The organism is Actinocorallia aurantiaca (assembly GCF_039533685.1).
Lineage (GTDB): Bacteria > Actinomycetota > Actinomycetes > Streptosporangiales > Streptosporangiaceae > Actinocorallia > Actinocorallia aurantiaca.
Window position 1 is genome coordinate 1 of record NZ_BAAATZ010000029.1, and the last position, 20,610, is coordinate 20,610.

A 20,610-nucleotide genomic window follows, 5' to 3' on the forward strand; every position below is an offset into this window, starting at 1 on the left:
CGACGATCAGCTCACTTGGGCAAGCTCGGATAAAACGGCTACGGTCCAGGTCCTTGTGGATAAAACTTCATCAGATAAACCTACCTCCGCGGAAATGATTAATCAATGCAAACACCAGTTCACTTCAGGAGGCGGCACCCTTGAGGAGGTAAGTGAAGAACCTGACACTTACACATGCTCAGGGCGCTATAGTGATGGAAATTTCTATTATGAGCATGGCATTCTTATGCAGAGTATAATGTTCATTATTATCTGGTCTTATCAGAAATCAAATAGAGAAAACTGGGGTGAGATATCACGTCAGGCCATATCCAGTTTTAAGGTAGACCAATAGGAGTTGGGCTCAGAGATGGCGTTACCCTACCTCAGCAGGTGGTTCACAGACTAAGCCAATACCCGACTTTCGGCAGATACGCGCGCAGACGAGGTGGTTTGATCGATCTTGTAATACTGGGTGAGTGGTAGCACAAGAGACAGTTCTCTACTGACCGCTCCAAGTGCTCGCGGACTGACAAGCCGGTGCGAGCCCGCACGAAGGGTTCACACAGCCAGTCCTGTGGTGCAGCCCAGGCCAGTCGGCCGACCTCGTCCCGGTAGCGGCACACCGCGCTGACGTAGGTGTCCGGGCTCTCCGTCCACTGGCCGTGTCGACCCAGTTCCGTGAACGCCCCGGAATCCAACGCCCAGCGGCAGCGTGCCCGCGGCAGCCGCTTGTACCGGTCAAGTCGCCGATGCGAGACGAAGAGCGGCACACGTACGCGAGTCAGCCATGCCGGTTGGTGTGTACCGAGGTAGAAAGCCACCTCGCTCACGCCAAGTCGTTCCGCCCGCGCAGTACTTCGATAACGAGGTTGGTCAGGGCATCGATGTCGCTTTCCTCGGTTGCGGCGAACCGCTCGACCCCGCCGTCACTCATCCGGTCGTCGAGGTACAGCCCAACCGCCCACCCCTCATGCTCGGCTCGCGACCATGACAGGGTGTCCTCGGCGTCCGTGATGAGCAGGTACGCGCCAGCCTCTAACGTCACCTCGATGGCCGCGCACATGCCGCCGGTCTGCGTGAAGGACGCCGGAAGGCCTAACTCGCCCAGGCGCTCGATAACGTCTGCGTACTCCCGCGCGCCGGCTGCCATGGTCTCGGCATACGCACGGCGCCACTCACCGCCGTCACGTTGCTGAACGCCCTCATTACCACCCTCTAACTTGCGTCCTTCTTCCACTCGTGCCTCCTCACATTCGTTAGTTGTGCTTGCTGGGCCAGCCACCGCAACGCGGCCTCGGCCTGCTGCGGCACCACCCCGTTCCCGAGCAGCTTGAGCTGTGCGCTTCGGGAGATCCCAACGTCTGTGACGTAGCCCGCGGGCAGGCCCATGAGCCACTCGCTGAAGCGCGCGGCTAACCGGGTTTGCCCCCTGGTTCCGACCTCCGTCGGCCACGGCACCGCCCGCCCTGTGACGACTTCCCATCGGCGGATGCTGGCTTCGTACACACCCCAGGAGGCGGAAATAGCCTCACCGCCAGGTCGTTCAGGTAAGCGCGCCCGGTCCTCGGGCACCCCCGCCACGCACCCACACCGTCGCGTGCCAGCGGCGTCGGCAACAACGTTTTCGGACCTCGCTGGGGCAGGGGAAAGAACGTCACCATGACGTCGTTCAGGCCCACCTGATGCCCAGCTTGGCGACGCTTCTGGACTGGCTGTCCGCTTGTGCTGTCGCCTGTAGTCGGCGTCGGCAACAGCCCGGAGAACTTCGATACCGGCAGCGTTGTAGGCCAAGATGAAGACCCGCTCGCGACGATGCGGTGCCCCCACGTGGGCCGCGCAGAGGCTGACCCAATCCGCGTCATACCCAAGCGCGGCCACGTTCTCCACGATGACGATCTTGGGTTCCAGTAGGCGAATGCCTCGAGCGATTGCGATCCACAGTCCACTACGTGTTCCCTCCTTTATCCCGGCCCCGCGGCCGGCGAAGCTGATGTCCTGGCAGGGAAACCCTGCACACAAGACATCCACGGGAGGGACACGCGCCCAGTCCAACCCGGACAGGTCGCCGAGGCTGGGAATGCCGGGCAGGCGCTCAGCCAGTAACCGGCTGACGTGCGGGTCGTTGTCGGCGCACCAGACCAGGTGGCCGCCGAACACCATCTGGACGGCCATGTCGAGACCGCCGTAGCCGGTGCAGAGGGAGCCGATACTTAACATGTTGGCTCGCAATTTATTGATCTTGTTCATCCATGAAGTTCTCCTGATTACTTTCTTTCTGACGCTTGCATTCGTTCAGGGAAGTTCCAGCGCGCAGCGTCACTCATCCCGATAATGGGTCTGTGAACGCAACCCCCTCCACGACACAGGTTGATGCCATCTCCTTGGAGATCTCGAACGATCGTCTAGCCATCACAGTCTTCTCTCCGAAACCTCCACAGGCAGACTCCGATCCGAGCGGCACACAACTGGAGATGCGAGTAGCCCTTGCCATCCATGACACCCTCGCCATCCAGTGGTGCGCCGACCTTGGTGTTCACTGGACGGCCGACAACTGCTGGGTCGGGGAGCTCGAAGTTCCCACAGGAGAGAGTCCTCGCCTACTTCAGGTCACACAGATACTTGGTCTCGACGGGAGACCGGCTGTTCTTCCACAGGACGTCCTCTTCTTGGAGGTCCCCGGTGAGGTGGTCTGGAAAACGAAGGAACCTGCCGAAGCGGAGCGGATACGCAAGGTCGAGGCTCGCGATCGAATCTACAATCGACCGCTGACCGTTCCCGACGAAGATTCCCGGACGAACTCATTTGTCGTGCTACTTCTCGTGGAAAACTTCCTGTCTTCTCGTGAGCAAAGAGTGCCAGGGATCCAAATTCTACCTCTCTCAGGAAGTGCAATCGGCATCGACGTGATCGAGACCCTAAATGCATGTGCCAGCCAGATTGGCCTAGCAGGAGGGCTGGATATCGACGCAAACCTAAGGCTGATGAGCCAAAGACGACCCACTGCACTCCTCCACGTCCCGAATGTTCTAGCCGATACACCCGAAGCGGCCATCAGGGAAGTGCGCCGCAATGTACTACCGCTACTGGATTTGATCGCCTTGCGTAGGGGCGCCAAACCGAAAGCACTCGCAGGAATAGTTGCAACAAAAAAGAGAATGCAAGTAGTCGGATCTTGGATCGAAGGGATCGGTTATACCGGCAACCTCGCGAGTGGATTCATTTCGGGAGAAGATCCCACCAGTCTGTTCCAGCACTGGGAAAAGGCATCCTCTGATGCCCGGATTCGCCTTTGGCTCTCGCTGTACTCTGACGCCCTGGCAGACGAACGCTGGGATTATAGGTTCTTTCGATGCTTCAATCTCCTGGAGGGTATCGCCCAAGAGACCCTTCCTGCAAATGCGCCCGTCATAGATGATCTAGGAAACCCTGCATTTCTGAATAGCGGGAGACCATATACAACCCAACAGGCGCGCGGAAAAGTATTCATGCTTATCAAGCACGTTGCCAGCAGGAGAAGCATCGCCTTGTCGAGCTTCGCAGTTAACAAGGCGGGTACCGTTTGGGAAGAGAGCGAACTCTGGGTGGCGATCCGCAATGCAGTTGCGCATCGAGGTAGTTGGGAGCAACCGTCTGGCTCGGCCCAAAGTGCTCGCGATCAACGAATTAAGGGAGCGATTTGCAACCTCGGCCATGATGGATCTTTTCGAAATGGTGCAGTCGCTCTCACCTCCAGATTTAGAGCGGCAACTGAAGCCGTTCTCTATTCTGCGCTTGGAGGTAATCTTTAGTTCCTAGGCAAGCGAGCGAACAGCTCGTAGCCAGGATCGCCCGGCTGCCAGATATCCAAGATGTCTGAGGCTGCCACCGGTGCACGATGGAAGACGTCACCGTGGACTTCGTCCAAGCTACGGTATTTCCCGACCAGGAGGGGTGCTATGCCTGGGAAGCAGAGTTGATCATCTTCTGTCACCGCAACCGGCACAGCAACCTTTATGATCGCTGGCCCAGCCGAGTCGGAGCGTCGTGCGGCGTCGGGTGCTGGCTCGCCTGGTGTCGGGTCGGGTGCTTGTCACGCTCGCCCGTCGGGTCGGGGGCGTCCGTGCCGGCAGTCAGGGCCTTACCTACGCGCTCGACACCGCCGGGCAACTGCTCATGCAGCGCTGGCACGGCGTGTCTGACTCGGCTCCCTCACGGATTCGGCGGCCGTGGACGCCAGGGCAACTCTTCCTCGCACATTCCCTCGATGTGTCTGAGCTGTACGTCCGGCTGGTCGAGGTTGCGCGGCTGCACGGCGCGTTTGCGGTGGAGCGCTTCGACGCGGAATCTGCGGCATGGGTCGAGAACGGGCTCAGCGGTTGGCTCAAGCCGGATGCCTACGTCGTCCTCGTCGGCCGGAGCTTCGGCTAGTGCGTCTTCGTGGAAGTCGACCGCGCGACCGAGTCCCTGCCGGCCGTACGGCGGAAGCTGCTGGCCTACCTCGACTTCACGAACCGAGGCCAGACGGGGCCGGACGGCGTCATGCCACGGGTGGTCATCACCGTGCCGGATGCCCGCCGACAGGCGGCGGTAGTCGGTCTCCTGGGCGAGCTGGGCAACCTGCCGCCGGCTCTCTTCACGGTGGTGCGGTTTGATCGGGCCGTGCCGTTTCTCACGGCATTGTGTGCGGATGGTAGCGCATGACAGCCACAGCCAGCGTGATTAGCGTTGTAAATAGAACAGTGGACAGTTCGCTCCAAATGATCAACACTGAAGCTGAAAGGAGGCATATGGAAGAAGAGAATAGTTCCAAGGAGCATACAGAAAAACCGAGCTTAGGTCAGACGATCCGTCGCGCACGGTTGGGCTTCAACATCTCGCTGCGGCAGTTGGCCAAGGTAATCGGCAAAGACCCGAGCTACCTGCGGCGCATTGAGCTGGACGAGTACAAGCGCCCCAACCCCGATGTGCTGCTGCTCATCTCGCGTGAGCTGGGCTTGGACTACAACCACCTCATGAACCTGACTGAGCACCGGGTACCAAGCCACCTGCCTTCGCTGACCGATTACCTAGCCAAGAATTACAGCCTCGATGCCGTAGCCGCTGCAAAATTGGCGAAGCAGTTCAAGACCACCCTATCCGAATACTACGCCTCGAAGATTGAGGAGCTCCGAACCGATGATTAGCAATCCATCCCGTGCGCTGCAACTGGCGTGGGCCGTCGCACGAGCCGTTTATCCTAACCAAACAAAGACGGACCAATCCCTATGAAAGGAGGAGGTATGAGAAAACCAACATACGCCATGCGTGAACTGAGGCAGTTGGTTCCGAACCGGCCAGTCACCCTTGCTGATGGCCAAGCCATAGCTGAACGGCAAGCGGCGTTGCTACTCGCGCTGGCAGAACCAATACAGCCGGGTGCCGACTTGCGCACCTTGGCTCGTGCGTTAGGCGTAGAGGTAACCGTGACGGCCGACCTCACAGTCTCGGCGATGAGTGAGTTTATCCGCGGCCGTTGGCACATCATCGTGCGTGGCAGTGACGATGTCGCACAGCGGCGTCTGTCACTGGCGCACGAATGCTGGACCTGCTCCGCAGACCGCAGGAACTGTACGAGCGCCTGGACGGTGCTGAGCGCCGCCTGCTCACCCAGACGATCTTCACCAAGCTGTACATCGATGAGGAAAGAATTGCTGGCGACGAGCTCATGGAGCCTTTCAGTGACCTGATCGCGGTCAGCGGCGCCTCGGCGGACATCCCCCAGCCGCAGCAGCATGTTCACCTGGGTGATCAGGCTCCGCGGTGCCCGCCTGGCCCCCAACAGCGAAACAGCGCCCCTGCAGACAGGAGCGCTGTGATCGCTGGAGCCTTGCTGAACCGTTGCCCCCTTTCGGGGAGGCCTGGTTCAAATAAGGCATCCTGGATGCGCCGCCAGGGACTCGAACCCCGGACCCGCTGATTAAGAGCCCGCTCGACGCATGAGTCACGGGTGCTGGCCGGTGGCCGGCTGTCTCGTCCTGGGCGCTGTTCGGGGGCCGGGTAGTGCCGGATTCTGATGGCTGGTAGCCAGCCGTTGGAGCTGACGTGGAGATCCGCAAGGTCGTGTGCTCCGCCAACGCCATCGAGTCCGTCAACGCCCGCCTGTGTCGGGCGGTCAACGCCCGCGGCCACTTCCCCCGCCGAACAGGCAGCGATGAAATGCCTGTACATGACCTTGATGAGCCTGGATCCCACCGGCAAGGGTCGCGCCAAGTGAGTCACCCGCTGATGTCGAGTCTGGGCCTTCGGAGCAGGATGGGCTGACGATCGTCATCTGCGCCGGTTTCGTGTTGAGCTTCGATTCCATCCACTCGGTGGACCGCTTCAGCCACCTGCGCTCCGACCTGGCTTGGCTTCGAATCGATCCGCGCGTCGGCCCTGCCGACGCGGATCGCGCCGTCCTCGAGTGGCGTGGTCTTCCAGTTCTGACTGATGGGAAGCGGTTCAGTCGGGCTGCTCTACCGGTTAGGTCGCTTTACCGGTTAGGTTATCGGTCGTGTTCACGACACGCTGGTTGGCGCTTTTGACCAAGCCTCTCCGCAACTGGGGACCGGCGCTCGCTCTGTCTGCGGTCTTCTTGGTCTCCACCGCGATCGTCGTCTCGGACCTCCGCGCCTCTCCGGTCTCACCGGTCCGGCCGATCCTGGTGTCCAGTGGTTCGTGGGCACCGTATGTGGGGCCTGAGCTGCCGAAAGGCGGGCCGATGACGGAGCTGATCACCGAAATCCTGAAACGCGCCGGCTACGCGCCGCAGGTCAGCTACGCCTCGTGGACGCTGGCCCGAGAGCAGGTCATATCCGGCGCGGCGCAAGGCGTCTACCCCTTGGTGAAGAGCACGTCCCGACTCGACCAGTTCCTGAGCTCCGACCCGCTGATCGAATTCGAGTACGTCCTGTTCTACGATCGGTCTCGGGGCGAGCCTCGGGTCTCGTCCGCTGCCGAGCTCTCCAGACTGCGTGTGGGCGGCATCTCCGGTTACGACTATTGGCCGGAGCTCGAATCGACCGTGCGCGGCCTAGTCGAATTCAACACGGCCGAGGAAGGGTTTCAGGCGCTGGCCGACGGTAAAATCGATCTGCTGGCCGAAGGGCTGCTCTCCGGCCAGGCCACGGTGGCTGATCCGTCTTTTCCTCGCGATGCCAACGACTTCGACCACCTGCGGGACGGCGGCAAGCTCGTGCATTCGGTGGAAGGCTTGCATTTCATGATGCCGAAGACCCCCGAGGCGGCGGCCGTGATGCGCAAATTCAACGAGGTCCTGACCGCCATGCGGAAGGGCCAGGAGTACAAGGCGATCGTCGCCGCGTTGCAGCCGGACGCCGCCCAGGAGGTGGCACTTGAGCCGGTAGGTGGTGCGGGCCTCGCGGAGCTTTTGGACGAGACCGGACGGACCGTGCTTTATGCGCCGCGCGGCACCCGAGCCAAGGTGCTGGCCTGGCCGAAGGAGTTCACCGAGAAGGCCGATCCGGCACCCGAACGGATCCTGGTAGAGGTGAAAATCATCAACGGCCCGGCCAGCGGGCGAGCGCTGTACGTGGATGCCCGCGCTCTGCTGCTGGAGGTTCCCGGTCAGTGACCCAGCTCCGTCTCCTCGCCCCGGTCTGTGTCGACTACTACGCCGTGCCCGGCGCGTCGCTGCGCGATCCGCGCGGTTATGCGCAGTTCTGGGCCGACCAGCAGCCGGCGGTCGACTCACTGCTGGCCGGTCTGGTGCCTGAGTCCCGCCCGGACGAACCGGCGGCGGATCGCCCGTGCGTCACCCTGGAGCACACACGGCCGACCCGCTCACTGAACCTTTATCGGACCATTGGCGACAATGCGGTCGAGCGGCCGATGCATGTGCTCACCGGCACGCTACGTGTCCAGGACCTGCCCGGAGAGCTCGCGGACGCCGGCCCTTGCGGCGAGGTCGTCGAGATCGTCTTTCGGCTGTATGACCACGGACTGATGCTGCTGGAGCTGCTGACCAACGTCCCACCGGCGCTGTCGGCATCCGCAGACGGCCTCGCGGCGCGGATGGACGAACTACAGGACTGCGCCGTGTCATTGGGAGAACGGGTGGGACGGGCGATCGTCCACCGGTATCTGGATCCGGTGCTGCGCCTGCTGCGTGAGGCCGACGGCGGCGCGAAGGTCCTGGCTCCCGCCACGCCCTCGAACGATCCGGTGACGGCGGACTTCGGCGAACCGCTGTGGGTGACGCGGAGCCTGGTGGTGGACCCGGCCGAGCCCTGTGCCGACCTCATGGTCCGGCACTGGATCAAGGACGTGGTGATGGTCGACGAGGACCGGTCGCCGGCCGACCGCCTGCTCGATGGCGAACTGGGCCACCTGGTGCGCTGGCTGAACTACGTCTTCATCGACCAGAGCGGGGCGGGCGGTCGGATGCGGCCCGGAGACCCGTACCGCGACCAGTGGGAGGCGCTGAGGTACGCGCAGGTCTTCTACGGCGTGCTGGACCAAATCGACAGCCGGCTGTCGAGGATCCTCGCGGACTCGGCCGCTGCCGGCAGCCGGTGGGAGTTGCAGCGGCTCAAGGACCAGTTGACGAACCTGAGCCGACGCGGCGAACTGATCATTCTCGAGCGCAAGGATCTGAGCAAGTACCTCAAGCGTGCGGTACGCGTCGAGATGGACGAGATCCTAGAGTTCTGGGACTACGTGAACGTGCTGGAGGAGCCGGTGCGGTTCAAGGTGGAGATCTGCGACCGGCGGCTGGGCGAACTGGCCGCGCGGCGTACCGCCCGATCCGCGCTGTTCACCGATCTGATCCTGCTGGGCATCGCAGTGACCTCGATCATCGGTACCGCTCTGGCGGTCACGGACTTCGGACGCTCGATGGCCACCAACCCGGATACGACGGCCTACGACCTGGGCCGCTCCTCGATCGTAGAATGGATCGCGTCGCAGCCGGCGGATGCGATCCTGGTCGCGTCCGGCGGCCTGTCGCTGCTGCTGGTGGCGCTCTACCTGTTCTTCCGGCGTGACAGGAGCATATGAGGCGGGCGTTGCGCAGCCGGATCGTGCGCACATTCCTTATCACGCAGCTCCTGCTCGAGGTGCAGTTCTGGTTTCCGGTCTACTTGATCTATCTGCTGGACCTGGGATTCTCGCTGACCACCGCGGTCCTCGCCGACGCGGTCTTCCGGCTGGTCGCGGTCGCCTGCGAGTTTCCGGTGGGCGTGCTCGCGGACCTGGCCGGGCGGCGCCGCTCCTACCTGGCACTGGCCGGCGGGACGGTCCTCGCCTTCGTGGCGATCACTCAGATCGACTCCACTGGGCTGCTGTTCGGTGCTTGGGCGCTCTGGGGGGTGCAGTGGGCTCTGACATCCGGGGTGGCCAGCGCGTATCTGTACGATCTCTGTGCGCAGAACGAGCCGGACCTCGACCCGACCCGAGTGTTCGGGCTGTCCCGTGCCGTGGGCAGCGTGGCGGTGCTGATATCCCTGCTGGCGGCCGGATATCTCTACGAGGTGGACCCCCGTTTGCCGTTCGCCGTCACCGCGGCCCTCGCGATCCCAGCGGCCATACTCACGCTCACGCTCCCCGAGATCCGGGCCCCGCGGCAGCACACCGCTCTCAAATCCGTCCTGGAGAACCTGCGCGACGCATGGACTCGGGCGGGCGTACGCCGGGCAGCGTGGCTGGGGGTCATCCTGCTCGTGTTCGGCTGGAGCGCCCGCATTCTTTTCCAACCACTCGCGCTGGACCTCGGCCTGTCGGCACGAGTCACCGGCTGGATGTATGCCGCTTTCGCAGCGGCGTCCATGGCGGGCGGTCTCACCGCCGGATACATCCGTCTACACCACCGGCGGGCCACGCTTGCCACGGTGTTCCTTCTCATTCTGGCCACTCTGGCGGCCACCGCCCAGGCGAGCTGGCTCGGTCCGTTCCTGTTCCTGCCTGTGCTGGGATTCGGTTATGCCCTGGGCACCACCGTACTGGAGGTGGTCACACACGAGGTGACGCCTCAGCCCGTGCGGGCGATGATGTTCGGGTTGGTCACCTGCCTGGGCGGAATCGGCATCGCGGTTTCACGACCGGCTCTCGGAGTGCTCACCGCGGACCACTCCGTCGCATTCGCATTCGGCGTATGGGCCTGTGTGGGCGTGGTGTTGCTGGGCCTCGCCACAGCGATCCTGCGCCGCGTGCACTGACCCACGGCCTCACCATCCGCAGCTCCGCCCTCCGGTAGTTCCGAGCCATCGCCTACCCCCTCAAAGTCGGCGATATCTCCACGTTATGAGGGAAAGCCCACCAGCTCTGTGTATGGGGCTTTGGCGGGATCAGGGCGTCGGTGAATTCGTTGTTCGCTCGATGTGGTCGCGGTTGTCTTGGGGCAGTCGTTGCCGGGCGTTCTGGGCCGCGCCGTTGCCGGTGATGAGCCAGAGGGTGGTCAGGTCGTCGATGACGGATTCCAGGGGGACGTCCAGGGTTCCCTTGGTCCAGGCGAGGATGGTCTCGGCGGTGCCGCCGACGACGAAGGGCGGCGCGGTTCGAGCGAGGCTGTCGGCGGCGAGTTCGACGCCGTGGATGACGCGGGCGTGGTCGACGAGGATCTGGGTGAGGCTCTGGAGGACCCGGGCGCGGTGCTGCTGGACCTCGGGTGGGCCGGCGGCCGCGCCGAAGAGCACCTGTGCCTTGCGGGGATCGCCGGCCATCACGTGCACGATGGCGCTGATGGCGGCCCGGGCCTGCTCCTCGAGGGGGCGGCCGCTCGAGGAGACGAACGCCGCGAGCGCCTCCCGGCCGACCTCGTCGGCGATCCGGTCGATGACGGCCGAGGCGAGCCGGTCGAGGTCGGTGAAGCTCTCGTAGAAATAACGCTTGTTGAGTCCGGCCGCGGCGCAGACGCCGGCGACGGTCGCCGAGCGCCAGTCGTTGGCGGCCATGGCCGACAGGGCGACGTCGATGAGCCGGTCGCGGCGGTGGGTCTTGCGTTCGTCGGCTGACAGGCCACCGTAGGCGCGCCGGGTCGTCTCGTCGGGCATCTGCCCATGTTCGCATCCGTCCGAGATCGGCATTGACAGCCCTCGATCCAAATCTGGTACTTTTTTGTACCAGATGAAGAGAGGGGCTCCCATGAGTACCGAACATTCCCCGTCCGCCCGGGCCCGCCTGCTCGACGAAGCCGCCACCGCGGGCGACCCCCTGCTGGAGGAACTGCGGGCGCTGTCGGGGCAGGCGCCGGTCCGCGCCAGGGTCGCCGGGTGGGACCACCTGCGCGAACTGAGCCGCAGAGACGACCGCGCCGCGATCTCGGCCCTGTTCGCCCAAGGGCTGCCGCCGGGTGAGCTGGACGGCCGGTACGAGGGCCTGATCATGGGCCGGCTCTTCGGCATTCCGGAAGCGGCGCTGGCGAATCCGTTGCTCGCGATCAACCCGACCTGGCTGGGCAAGACGTTCGACGCCGCATCCGGAACCGGCTTCAACCGGTTGATCCCGCTCGCCCGATACGCGATGCGGGTGATCGCCCCCGGCTACAGCGGCCTCCGCCGGGTCGCAGACCGGATGGAGGGTTTCGACTTCGACCATCGCCTGGACACCGGCCTGATCGAGCCGCACATCCCCGTCCGGGCCCTGGACTACGGCGTGCCCGCCTACCGCAATCCCAGCGTCCGGACCTTCCCGATCAAGCGGACCCGCGACGAGATCGTCGAACTCCTGCCGGGCCTCTACCTGGGACGCGCGCTGCTGACCATGCGCAGCGGAGAGATCCGCACCATCGCCCACTTCGCGCTGCGCGAGCCGGTCACCGGACTCCGGGCATGATCGGGCTCAGGGGCGCGGTCGTGTGCGTCACCGGCGGGGCCCGCGGCATCGGCCGGTCCACGGCGGCGGCGCTGGCGGCCCGGGGCGCGCGCGTGTGGATCGGGGACATCGACGCCGACGCCGCCAACGCCACCGCCGCCGAACTCGGCGTCAACGGCCGTCATCTGGACGTCACCGACGCCGACCTCTTCGCCCGGTTCCTGGACGCCGCCCGTGCCGACGGCCCGATCGACATGCTGGTGAACAACGCCGGAGTCCAGCGGATGGGCCCGTTCGCCCAGCAGAGCCTCACCGGCCTCCACCGCGAAGTCGCGATCAACCTGACCGGCGTCATCAACGGGATGCATCTGGTCCTTCCCGGCATGATCGAACGCGACCGCGGCCACATCGTCAACGTGGCCTCCATGGCCGCCAAGGTCACCACGCCGGGGATGGCGGTCTACTCGGCGACCAAGTTCGCCGTGGCCGCCCTGTCGCGAGCGGTCCGCGCGGAACTCCAGGGCACCGGCGTCACACTCACCACGATCATGCCCACCGCCACCCACACCGAGCTGACGTCCGGCGTCTCCCTCGACCTGCTGCCGACGCGGCAGCCCGAGGACATCGCCGCGGCGATCGTCGCCAGCGCCCGCCACGGCCGCCGCGAGGTCACCGTCCCCCGATGGCTCGCCCCGTTCGGCGCCATCGAGGAGGCAGTGCCCGAACCGGTGCTCGAAGCCCTCAAACGCGCTGCCACCCGCCACCGTCCGCCCGGCGACTACGATCCCGACCAGCGCAAGGCCTACCTCGACCGCCTCGACCCCTGACCTGAAGGCGCCCTTCCGCAGCCCACCGGACCCGGCCTCCCCAGGACGTGGCCAAGGCTCCTGTCATCAGGCGCACGCGATCACGACACCGCAGCCCGGACTCCTGCGGGCGCCGACGCGGGGCGGGAGACGTCGTGACCGATGAGGCCGGGACGCGTCACAAAAAGCGGCGGATGGGCTGCACCGCGAGCTCCCGTGCCCGCTGCGCGAGGGAGCGCCTCTTCCAGCGGCCCGGCTTGATCGGTTCACTCACCGCGACGTCCGCCGCGAAGTGCTCGTCCAACGTCGCCGTGAACTCCTGATCCAGGACGGCGAGCATCACCTCCTCGTCGTGGTCGAGGGAGCGGCGGTTGAAGTTGGTCGAGCCGATCAGCGCGGCGATGCGGTCGACGGTGATGACCTTGGCGTGCATCATCGTCGGCTGGTACTGGTAGATCTTCACCCCGCACGCCAGCAGGTCCTCGTAGAAGTGCTGTCCGGCCAACTGGCACACCCGCTTGTCGGTGTGCGGGCCGGGCAGCACGATCTCCACCTCGACCCCGCGCCGTGCGGCGGCGCACAGGAGTTCGATGAAGTAGGCGTCCGGCGAGAAGTAGGCGGTGGCCAGGCGGAATCGTTCCTCGGCCGACTCGATCATCACCCTGATCAAGGTCTGCATGTCCTGCCAGCCGAAACTGGCCGAACCGCGCACCACCTGCACGATCGCGTCGCCCTGCGGGCGGTGTTCGACGAACCGGTCGCGGTCGTCGAACAGTTTGTCGTTGCACTCGGCCCAGTTCTGGGCGAACGCCGCCGCGATCCCGTCCACCGCCGGTCCGCGCACCTCGACGTGTGTGTCGCGCCACTCGCCCGGATTACGGGCGTCGCCGCACCATTCCTCGGCGATCCCCACCCCGCCGGTGAACGCCGCCTCCTCGTCCACGACCAGGACTTTGCGGTGGCAGCGGTGGTTCTGCTTCAACGGCGAGAGCCCGAGCGGTCTGCGGAACCAGGCCACGTCCACGCCCGCCTGCTCCATCGCCTCAAGCTGCTCGGTTTCGATCAGACGGCTGCCGAACCCGTCCAGAAGCAGCCGCACGCGCACCCCGGCCCGCGCCCGCTCCGCCAGCGCCTGGGCGAACTCCCGGGCGATGTCGCCCTTCCAGTACACGAACGTCATCATGTCCACCGTGTGCTCGGCGGCGCGGATCGCCCCCAGCATCCCGGCGAAGATCGCATCGCCGTTCCGCAAGGGGACCAACGCGTTGCCCTCGGTCGCCGCGATGCCTATCAGCCGTTCCAGACGGCGCCGTATCCGCACCGTCCGCTCCTGCAGAAGCGAAGTGTCCTGTCCGCCCTCAGTGGTTTCGGGCCGGTCCTGCGTACTGGTCATGGCGTCTCCTCACCGGCACGACAGGGGAAGAAAAACCGCGAACGTCCTGGTCCGGCATGGAACGATGCAGCATGGGCGACTGTACCCGCCTGGCGACGTGCTCCTTCCAGGACCTCATCAACGGGCCCGCGCCGCGGACGCACGGCTCCGCCGCCCCACGTCCCGGCGGCCTCGCATCCGACGGCTCAGATGCCGGGCAGGTCGGCTTCCCCCTTCGCCCACAGCACCACCGCGGCATCCTTTAAGAGTCAGCCGGGGGCGGGAGTGATCGCCGCGGCGCGGATCGTGGTGCTCTCCGCCCAGGCGAGGGTGTTGCCGCGGGCGATGGACAGGTGGGCGGCCGCGAGGGTCTGGGCGCGGTCGGCGTCTCCGGCCTCGATCGCCGCGAGCAGCTTCTCGTGGGCGCGGACGGCCTCTCGGCGGACCGTGTGCGACATGGGCTCGTCGTAGGACTCGGGGTCGGCGAACCTGTGGGCGGCGGGACGGGTGCTCCGGCCGCCGGTGACGGCGCTCCAGACGGAGGACTCGTGGGCCGACCAGATGGCCTCGAGGGCGCCCACGACCACGATCATGGTGTCGCTGCCGCAGAGGTCCACCATGGCCTCGTGGAAGCGGCGGGCGTTGGGGACGTAGGCGTCCAGGTCGTCGATCTCCTCGAGCTGGCGCTCCAGGATCGCCCGCAGGGGCGGGACCACGGTTTCGGCGCGGTCCGGGCGGGACGCGCACATGCCGGCGCAGATCGGTTCGATGCGGGCGAGGGTTTCGCTGACGTCGGCCGCCGTGGTGAGGCGGGACTGCAGGACCATGCCGATCATCTGGGCGGCGCGGTCGACGTTCGGGGAGCGGACGACGGCGCCGCCGACGTTGCCTCGGCGGACGACGACCAGGCCGTCGTTCTCCAGGAGGCGCAGGGCCTCGCGAACGACACCGAAGCTCACCCCGAGCTCGGCCATGAGCTGCTCCTGCGGTGGCAGCACGTCGCCCTCGCGCAGTTCGCCGCCGAGGATCCGCTCCCTGAGCCGGGCCGCGACGAGCTCCGCCAGCAGAGGTTGCCGCACGCACCGCTCCATTCGAAGACCCGGCCTGACCGCGTGATCCGAGCATAGTGGGCCGGTGCCTCGCCGGGATGCGGAGTGGTCAGGCGGAAGGGAGGCCGAAGAACCGTGCGGCGTTGCCGTGGAGGAAGGCTTCGAGCACGTCGTCCGGCAGGTCGAGGGCGCGTGCCTCTCCGACGCAGCGCTCGATCGTCAGCACGGGGGCGTCGGACGCGAAGATCACGCGGTCACGGCCGCGGCCGCGCATGAAGCGCAGGAGCTCGGCGGGGAGGCGGCGCGGCGCCCACGCGGAGGTCATCAGGTGGAGGTTGCGGTATTTCGTCATCAACCGGATGGCCACGTCCCACCACGGGTCCGCGCCGTGGTGCATGCACAGTTTCAGCTCGGGGAAGCGCTGGCAGACGCGGTCCAGGTGCATCGGGTGCTGGGCCTCGCCGCCGATCGGGGGGCCGGGCAGGCCGGTGGCCAGGCAGAGCGGCAGCTCCCACTCGCTGCACTTGGTGTAGAGCGGGTAGTAGACCGCGTCGCTCGGCGGGTACCGCCCGTCGCCCCAGAAACTCGGGCCGACCTGCGCATATGCCACCGGATGGGAGCGGCGGAACGCGTCGAGCGCGCGCAGTGTCGGCATGGGGCGGAGGAGGTCGAGTCCGCCGATGCCGAGGGCGAACCGTTCGGGGAAGGCCTCCACGTAGGCGAGCGCGCGGGGGGACGGCTCGGCGAGCCGGGTCAGCAGGACCGCCCGGGTGACGCCGTTCGCGTCCATCTCCTCGATGAGCGCGTCCGCCGGCGTGCTGGCGAGCATCTCGTCACCCGCCTTGAAGTAGTCCTCCTTCACGCGGATCATCCAGTCCGGCTGGGGGCGGTCGCCGAAGTCGACGTTGACCAGGCAGTCGATCACTCCGGGGGCGGTCACGGGGCCGCCTCCGCCTCGTCGGCTACCAGCCGCGTGCGCAGGATCTTGCCCGCCGCGTTGCGGGGCAGCGGCCGCGTGAGCAGCCGCCACGCGGTCGGCACCTTGTACGGGGCGAGCGCGGACCGGCACCAGGCCGCGAGCTCCCGCCCGTCCGCGCGGGCCCCCTCGCGCAGGACCACGAAGGCCTTCACCGCCTGCCCGGTGACGGGGTCGTCGATCCCGGCGACGGCGCACTCCTCGACGTCCGGGTGGGCCTCCAGGCGGTACTCCACCTCGGACGGGTGCACGTTCTCCGCCGAGACGAAGATCAGTTCGCGTGCCCGGGAGTCGACGTGGAGCAGGCCGTCCTCGATCCTTCCGACGTCGCCCATCGCGAGCCACCGGCCGGGGCCGAACACCTCCGCCGTGGCCTGCGGGTCGTTCCAGTAGCCGAGCATCGTGTACGGGCTCCGGATGTGGATGAAGCCCTCGGTACCGGGCGGGAGGTCCTTGCCCTCGGCGTCGCGGACGGCGATCTGCACCCCGTCCTGCACCGGCCCCGTCGACTCGGGGAACGCGGCGAAGTCGGCCCCGCCGATGCTGGCGACGATGCTGCCTCCCTCGCTGCTGGTGTAACCCATCCGGAAGCCCGCCGCGGCGGACGGGAACGCCTCGCACAGCAGCCGCTTGACGGTCGGGCTCATCGGCGCGCCGCCGACCACCACGCTCGCCAGGCTCGAGAGGTCGTACTCCCCACGCGCGGGGTGGGCGGCGACGCGGGGCGCGGCGCTCCCCACCGAGAGCCAGACGGTCACGCGCTCGGACTCGATCGTGCGCAGGGTGCGTTCCTCGTCGAACCGTCCGGGACGCATGACGAGCAACCCGCCCGAGACGGTGAACATCAGGACGGCCCCGTACAGGGCGGACAGGTGGAACAGGGGAGGAGAGACCAGGACCCGCGCCGGCGGGGGCGGCGCACCGGGCATCGCACCGGCGCGCAGCAGCGCGTTGAACCGGTTGCAGGCGACGAACCCGGTGACGCCGCGATGACCGTGCACGACGGCCTTGGGTCGTCCGGTCGTCCCGCTGGTGAAGATCAGCAGCGCGGGATCGTCCTCGGCGGGCGGCGGCACCTCCGGCAGGTCGGCGTGCGACCCGGTGATCCGCGCGTAGAGACCGGGCGTGAACTCCAGCCGAGCGAGGCCCGGAGCCGCACGCGCCACGGTTTCGAGCCTCTGGCCGTCACCCAGCACGACACGCGGCTCCACGAGCGCCAGAGCGGCGTCGACCTCCGGCTCGCTCCAGTAGCCGTTCATCGCCGCGACCACGCCCCCTGCCGCCAGCACGGCCCAGAAGCCGATCACCCACTCCATCGAGTTCGCGGCGATCAGCGCCACCCTGTCTCCGGGCACCACCCCGTACTCGTCACGAAGGATCCGCGCGAGCCCCGCCACGGCCGACAGGTGCTCGCGGTAGGTCAGCCTCCGGTCGTCGTCGGCCAGGTACTCGCGGTCGGGATACGCCGCCGTGGCGTCGGTCAACAACCGCAGGATCGACGTCGTCCGCTTCTCGAACACGGCCATCCGCTCGCCTAGGACGTCTTCCTCGACGACGGAGTACGCCCCGCCCGGGACGATCAGGGAGCGCCCGAATTCGCTGCCAAACGCGTTCGGAAAGGTCTGACGTATGAGGTCGTTCATCGTTCAGGGCTCCTCACTCGTCCGCTCGACCTGTCTGCGGGAGCTTTCCGATCCGCTGCTAGGCGGGCTGGGAAGGTTCTGCCGTTCGAGGCCGCTCATCGTTCGTCCGCGCGGATCTTCTGCTCGCGTAGTGCCGCCACCGCACGCCGCTGCGCCACCGCTTCGTTGTCCAGGGCCTCCGTGAACGTGGTGTTCCAGGACGCGTCGATGAGCCCGAGCGTGCCCTCGGCCGCGGCGGGCGCGCACGCGGCCAGCCGTTCGGACCAGTCGTCGACGACAGCGTCGAGTTCGTCCACCGGCACGACGAGGTTGGCGAGGCCGAGGTCGCGGGCCTCGGGGCCGTCGACGAGCCGACCGAGGAGGGTGAGTTCCTTGGCCTTGTGTGATCCGACGACGCGGGGGAGCAGCCAGCTCAGGCCGCCGTCCGGGGCCAGGCCGACCCGGGAGAAGACCGCGCCGAAGCGGGCGCGGTCCGAGGCGATGATGATGTCGCAGCCGAGTGCGAGGCTCATGCCCACGCCGGCGGCCACGCCGTCGATTTTCGCCACGGTCGGTTTCGGCATGGTGTGCAGCCGGACGATGATCGCGGCGACCTCGCGCATCTTCGCGGAGACCTGCTCGGACGAGGCGTTGATGTTGCCGGACAGGTCGGCTCCGGAGGAGAAGTCCCCACCCGTGCCGGAGAGCACCAGGACGCGGGACTCGGGGTCCTTCTCGAACCGTTCGAGCGCGTCGGCCAGGAGCGTCCAGGACTCGGAGTCGAGCGCGTTCTTGACGCGGGGTCGGTTGAACACCAGGCGCGCGGTCCTCCCCGGCCGGTAGAGGACGGGGGGCTCGTCAGAGTTCGGCACGCGCGCTCACTCTCCGACCGGCATGCCGAGGCATTCGGCCAGGTTGTCCCGCATGATCCGGCGGACCGCGTCGTCGTCGAAACCGTCGAGCTCCTTGGCGTAGTCGGTGGGCTCGGCGAGCCCTTCGCCGTGGGGCCAGTCGGAGCCGAAGAGCACGCGCTCGACGCCGATCCACTCGGCGAGTTCCGCGACGTCGTCCTCGAAGTACGGGGCCACCCAGACGTGCTCGCGCAGCGTGTCTCCCGGGTCGTTCTTGAAGTGCCTGGGCTGCTGGTTGGCCAGCTTCCGCAGCCGCTTGACGAGCAGCGGGACCCAGGGGGCGCCGTTCTCGATGCTCATGACCTTCAAGGCGGGGTGCCGGTCGAAGACGCCTCGGATGACCATCGAGCCGATCGCGTCGTGGATGGCGCGGTCGCTGACCACGAGCTTGGTCAGCGGGTCGAGGTGGAACGGGTCGTAGTCGGCGGGGCCGCCCCACGCGCCCGACAGGAGCGTGTAGCCGCTGTCGGAGAGGTGGAAGGCGACGGGGACGCCGGCTTCGGCGAGCCGGGCCCAGAACCGGTCGTGCGCCGGGTCGCCGAGGTCGCGGGGCCTGCCGTCGGCGCCAGGGACAGGCGCGGGACGCACGCACACCACTCTGGCGCCGCGGCCGAGGGCCCATTCGAGTTCCGCCAGCGCCGCGTCCGGGTCGGCCAGCGAGAGCATCGGCGCGGCGTAGAGCCGCTCCCGGTGGTGGAATCCCCAGTCCTCGTCGAGCCAGCGGTTGAACGCCGACAGCGTCGCCATCGTGGCGGGCACGTCGTGCCGGAGCGCCTGCTCCACGCCGCAGCCCAGGGTGGGGAAGAGCAGGGCGAGGGCGAGTCCCTGCTCGTCGAGCCGGGCGACGCGCGCGTCCCGGTCCCGGTACTCCGGATGGATCGGTTCGACGACGCGCAGGCTGTCGGGGTCGACGCCCTCGGGGATGCGGCCGCGGAAGTAGGGGTCGAGGGCACCGGGCACGAGCACGGGGTCGAAGGTGGGGTTGGGGATGAACCGGTTGACCTTCTCGCCGATGAGGATCATGGGCCGGTCGTTCGCCTGCACGACCTGCACTCCGCGGCGGCGGAACCTCCGGTCGAGGTGCCTGGTGAAGGAGTCCATCGTCTCGTAGTAGTGGTTGTCCGCGTCGAACGGCCGGAACGGACGGCCGCCGAGGGTCATGGGCATGGACGGGTCCTCCTCGCTGTCAGTGCCGGGTCGGCGGTCTCAGAGCTCCTCGCCGGGGGGCGCCGACGGGGGCACGGGGGGCCGGGGAACGGCGAAGTGCTGGTCTCTCAGTTCGAAGGCGCGCTTGGTCCCGTGCTCGGCGCGGGTCTTGACGAAGTTGAACTCGTCCGCGCCGAACTGCAGGTTCGTGCCGTAGGCGTGGAACAGGTAGCTGGCGACCTCTTCCCCCTGGTAGCCCTGCATCTGCTCGACGAGCCGGAACGCCTCCTTGGCGATCACGATGCCGTCCGCCGGCATCCGGGACGCCTTCTCCGCCCAGTGAGCGGCGCGGGCCGGTACCGACTCCGCGTCGGTGGTCTCGGTGAAGATCCCGCGTCCGGCCAGTTCCCCGGCCTCGATCGTGTCGCCGGTCAGCAGCAGGCGCCGCGCCAGGTTGGGGCCGAGGCGGTAGAAGAACAGGTGCAGGTTGCCCAGGGCGGGGCCGAGAAAGCGGGTCGCGGGCATGCCGATCTTCGTGTCCGCCGCTATGACCGAGATATCGGACATTAGGGCGAGTTCGAAGGCACCGCCCAGCGCGAACCCCTGGATCTCGGCGACGGTCACCTTTGGGTAGCCGAGATAGCCGTGGTAGAAGTCGAAGGTCTCCCGGTCGACGCCCAACCGGCGGCGCTGGCTCGGCCGCCGCCTGGCCCGCGGGTCCTCGGCCTCGCCGTACCAGGCGTAGGCGTTGTTCATGTCGGCCCCGGTGCTGAACACCCCTCCGGCCCCGCGCAGGTGCACCACCTTGATGTCGTCGTCGACCGCCAGGTCGTCGAGGTGGCGTCCCAGCAGCCGCCGCATGGCGGGGTCGTAGGAGTTGCGCCGTTCGGGATTGTTGAGGGTGATGCGGGCGATGCCCGTCTCCCCGTCCCGGTCGAGCAGTACCCGGTCGTCGTCCGTCACGTCGCCTCCTCGGCTCG

Annotated in this window: 22 protein-coding genes and 1 pseudogene; 12 read left to right on the plus strand and 11 right to left on the minus strand. The window is 66.8% G+C overall.

Annotation, left to right across the window (positions count from 1 at the left end; all coding sequences use genetic code 11):
- The coding region (locus ABD327_RS27880; protein WP_344454485.1) for a hypothetical protein at window positions 1-334 on the plus strand (334 nt) is incomplete at its 5' end.
- A 43-nt stretch (window positions 335-377) separates the two neighbouring features.
- On the opposite strand, the gene ABD327_RS37515 is transcribed toward ABD327_RS27880, so the two are convergent.
- From ABD327_RS37515 to ABD327_RS27890, 3 genes are read right to left on the minus strand one after another with little or no spacing between them, the layout of a single operon-like run.
- Window positions 378-812: a deazapurine DNA modification protein DpdA family protein gene (locus ABD327_RS37515; RefSeq protein WP_425547239.1), complete on the minus strand. Its 435-nt coding sequence runs from the start codon at window positions 810-812 to the stop codon at window positions 378-380.
- Window positions 809-1,219 carry a hypothetical protein gene (locus ABD327_RS27885; RefSeq protein ID WP_344454488.1) on the minus strand — a complete coding sequence of 137 codons (411 nt, stop codon included), beginning with the start codon at window positions 1,217-1,219 and terminating at the stop codon, window positions 809-811. The genes ABD327_RS37515 and ABD327_RS27885 overlap by 4 nt, the downstream gene beginning before the upstream one ends.
- Window positions 1,198-2,229 (minus strand): DNA cytosine methyltransferase, encoded by a 1,032-nt coding sequence (locus tag ABD327_RS27890; RefSeq protein WP_344454491.1) that lies wholly within the window; start codon window positions 2,227-2,229, stop codon window positions 1,198-1,200. The genes ABD327_RS27885 and ABD327_RS27890 overlap by 22 nt, the downstream gene beginning before the upstream one ends.
- 92 nt (window positions 2,230-2,321) lie before the next feature.
- Between ABD327_RS27890 and ABD327_RS27895 the strand changes: the two genes are divergently transcribed.
- From ABD327_RS27895 to ABD327_RS27935, 9 genes and pseudogenes are all read left to right on the plus strand, one after another.
- Window positions 2,322-3,770, plus strand: a complete 1,449-nt coding sequence (locus ABD327_RS27895; RefSeq protein WP_344454493.1) for a hypothetical protein — start codon at window positions 2,322-2,324, stop codon at window positions 3,768-3,770.
- A gap of 235 nt (window positions 3,771-4,005) precedes the next feature.
- On the plus strand, window positions 4,006-4,389 hold the full coding sequence (locus ABD327_RS27900) for a replication-relaxation family protein (RefSeq protein WP_425547240.1): 384 nt from the start codon (window positions 4,006-4,008) through the stop codon (window positions 4,387-4,389).
- A 9-nt stretch (window positions 4,390-4,398) separates the two neighbouring features.
- Complete coding sequence (locus tag ABD327_RS27905; protein ID WP_344454496.1) at window positions 4,399-4,662, plus strand: hypothetical protein; 264 nt, start codon at window positions 4,399-4,401, stop codon at window positions 4,660-4,662.
- An 86-nt stretch (window positions 4,663-4,748) separates the two neighbouring features.
- Window positions 4,749-5,144 carry a helix-turn-helix domain-containing protein gene (locus ABD327_RS27910; protein ID WP_344454499.1) on the plus strand — a complete coding sequence of 132 codons (396 nt, stop codon included), beginning with the start codon at window positions 4,749-4,751 and terminating at the stop codon, window positions 5,142-5,144.
- Window positions 5,145-5,536: 392 nt separating this feature from the next.
- Window positions 5,537-5,917 carry a hypothetical protein gene (locus ABD327_RS27915; protein ID WP_344454501.1) on the plus strand — a complete coding sequence of 127 codons (381 nt, stop codon included), beginning with the start codon at window positions 5,537-5,539 and terminating at the stop codon, window positions 5,915-5,917.
- Between the two features lie 107 nt (window positions 5,918-6,024).
- Window positions 6,025-6,211, plus strand: a pseudogene (locus ABD327_RS27920) (transposase); the annotation flags it as partial.
- 282 nt (window positions 6,212-6,493) lie between these two features.
- Window positions 6,494-7,573 (plus strand): substrate-binding periplasmic protein, encoded by a 1,080-nt coding sequence (locus ABD327_RS27925; RefSeq protein ID WP_344454503.1) that lies wholly within the window; start codon window positions 6,494-6,496, stop codon window positions 7,571-7,573.
- On the plus strand, window positions 7,570-8,997 hold the full coding sequence (locus tag ABD327_RS27930; RefSeq protein WP_344454505.1) for a hypothetical protein: 1,428 nt from the start codon (window positions 7,570-7,572) through the stop codon (window positions 8,995-8,997). The genes ABD327_RS27925 and ABD327_RS27930 overlap by 4 nt, the downstream gene beginning before the upstream one ends.
- A gap of 8 nt (window positions 8,998-9,005) precedes the next feature.
- Window positions 9,006-10,154, plus strand: coding sequence for an MFS transporter (locus ABD327_RS27935; protein ID WP_344454507.1), 1,149 nt, complete (start codon window positions 9,006-9,008; stop codon window positions 10,152-10,154).
- A gap of 129 nt (window positions 10,155-10,283) precedes the next feature.
- On the opposite strand, the gene ABD327_RS27940 is transcribed toward ABD327_RS27935, so the two are convergent.
- Window positions 10,284-10,988, minus strand: coding sequence for a TetR/AcrR family transcriptional regulator (locus tag ABD327_RS27940; RefSeq protein ID WP_344454509.1), 705 nt, complete (start codon window positions 10,986-10,988; stop codon window positions 10,284-10,286).
- A 91-nt stretch (window positions 10,989-11,079) separates the two neighbouring features.
- Between ABD327_RS27940 and ABD327_RS27945 the strand changes: the two genes are divergently transcribed.
- Both ABD327_RS27945 and ABD327_RS27950 read left to right on the plus strand, forming a co-directional pair.
- Window positions 11,080-11,769 (plus strand): hypothetical protein, encoded by a 690-nt coding sequence (locus ABD327_RS27945; RefSeq protein ID WP_344454511.1) that lies wholly within the window; start codon window positions 11,080-11,082, stop codon window positions 11,767-11,769.
- Complete coding sequence (locus ABD327_RS27950) at window positions 11,766-12,575, plus strand: SDR family oxidoreductase (protein WP_344454513.1); 810 nt, start codon at window positions 11,766-11,768, stop codon at window positions 12,573-12,575. Before ABD327_RS27945 ends, ABD327_RS27950 begins: the two co-directional genes overlap by 4 nt.
- A gap of 157 nt (window positions 12,576-12,732) precedes the next feature.
- On the opposite strand, the gene ABD327_RS27955 is transcribed toward ABD327_RS27950, so the two are convergent.
- The 7 genes from ABD327_RS27955 to ABD327_RS27985 all read right to left on the minus strand — a co-directional run bounded on the left by ABD327_RS27955 (window position 12,733) and on the right by ABD327_RS27985 (window position 20,593).
- The gene (locus ABD327_RS27955; protein WP_344454515.1) at window positions 12,733-13,947 is read right to left on the minus strand and encodes a phospholipase D-like domain-containing protein; all 1,215 of its coding nucleotides are present in this window, start codon (window positions 13,945-13,947) and stop codon (window positions 12,733-12,735) included.
- A 248-nt stretch (window positions 13,948-14,195) separates the two neighbouring features.
- Window positions 14,196-15,005 carry a FadR/GntR family transcriptional regulator gene (locus ABD327_RS27960; RefSeq protein ID WP_344454517.1) on the minus strand — a complete coding sequence of 270 codons (810 nt, stop codon included), beginning with the start codon at window positions 15,003-15,005 and terminating at the stop codon, window positions 14,196-14,198.
- A 79-nt stretch (window positions 15,006-15,084) separates the two neighbouring features.
- Window positions 15,085-15,915 carry an amidohydrolase family protein gene (locus tag ABD327_RS27965; protein ID WP_344454519.1) on the minus strand — a complete coding sequence of 277 codons (831 nt, stop codon included), beginning with the start codon at window positions 15,913-15,915 and terminating at the stop codon, window positions 15,085-15,087.
- Entirely contained in the window at window positions 15,912-17,594 is a 1,683-nt protein-coding gene (locus ABD327_RS27970; protein WP_344454521.1) for a class I adenylate-forming enzyme family protein, read from the minus strand. Before ABD327_RS27970 ends, ABD327_RS27965 begins: the two co-directional genes overlap by 4 nt.
- A gap of 95 nt (window positions 17,595-17,689) precedes the next feature.
- Window positions 17,690-18,445, minus strand: coding sequence for an enoyl-CoA hydratase/isomerase family protein (locus ABD327_RS27975; RefSeq protein WP_344454523.1), 756 nt, complete (start codon window positions 18,443-18,445; stop codon window positions 17,690-17,692).
- 6 nt (window positions 18,446-18,451) lie between these two features.
- Window positions 18,452-19,651 carry an amidohydrolase family protein gene (locus ABD327_RS27980; RefSeq protein ID WP_344454526.1) on the minus strand — a complete coding sequence of 400 codons (1,200 nt, stop codon included), beginning with the start codon at window positions 19,649-19,651 and terminating at the stop codon, window positions 18,452-18,454.
- Window positions 19,652-19,690: 39 nt separating this feature from the next.
- A complete protein-coding gene (locus tag ABD327_RS27985) occupies window positions 19,691-20,593 on the minus strand; it encodes an enoyl-CoA hydratase/isomerase family protein (protein ID WP_344454528.1) in 903 nt (300 codons plus the stop codon).
- Window positions 20,594-20,610 lie beyond the last annotated feature (17 nt).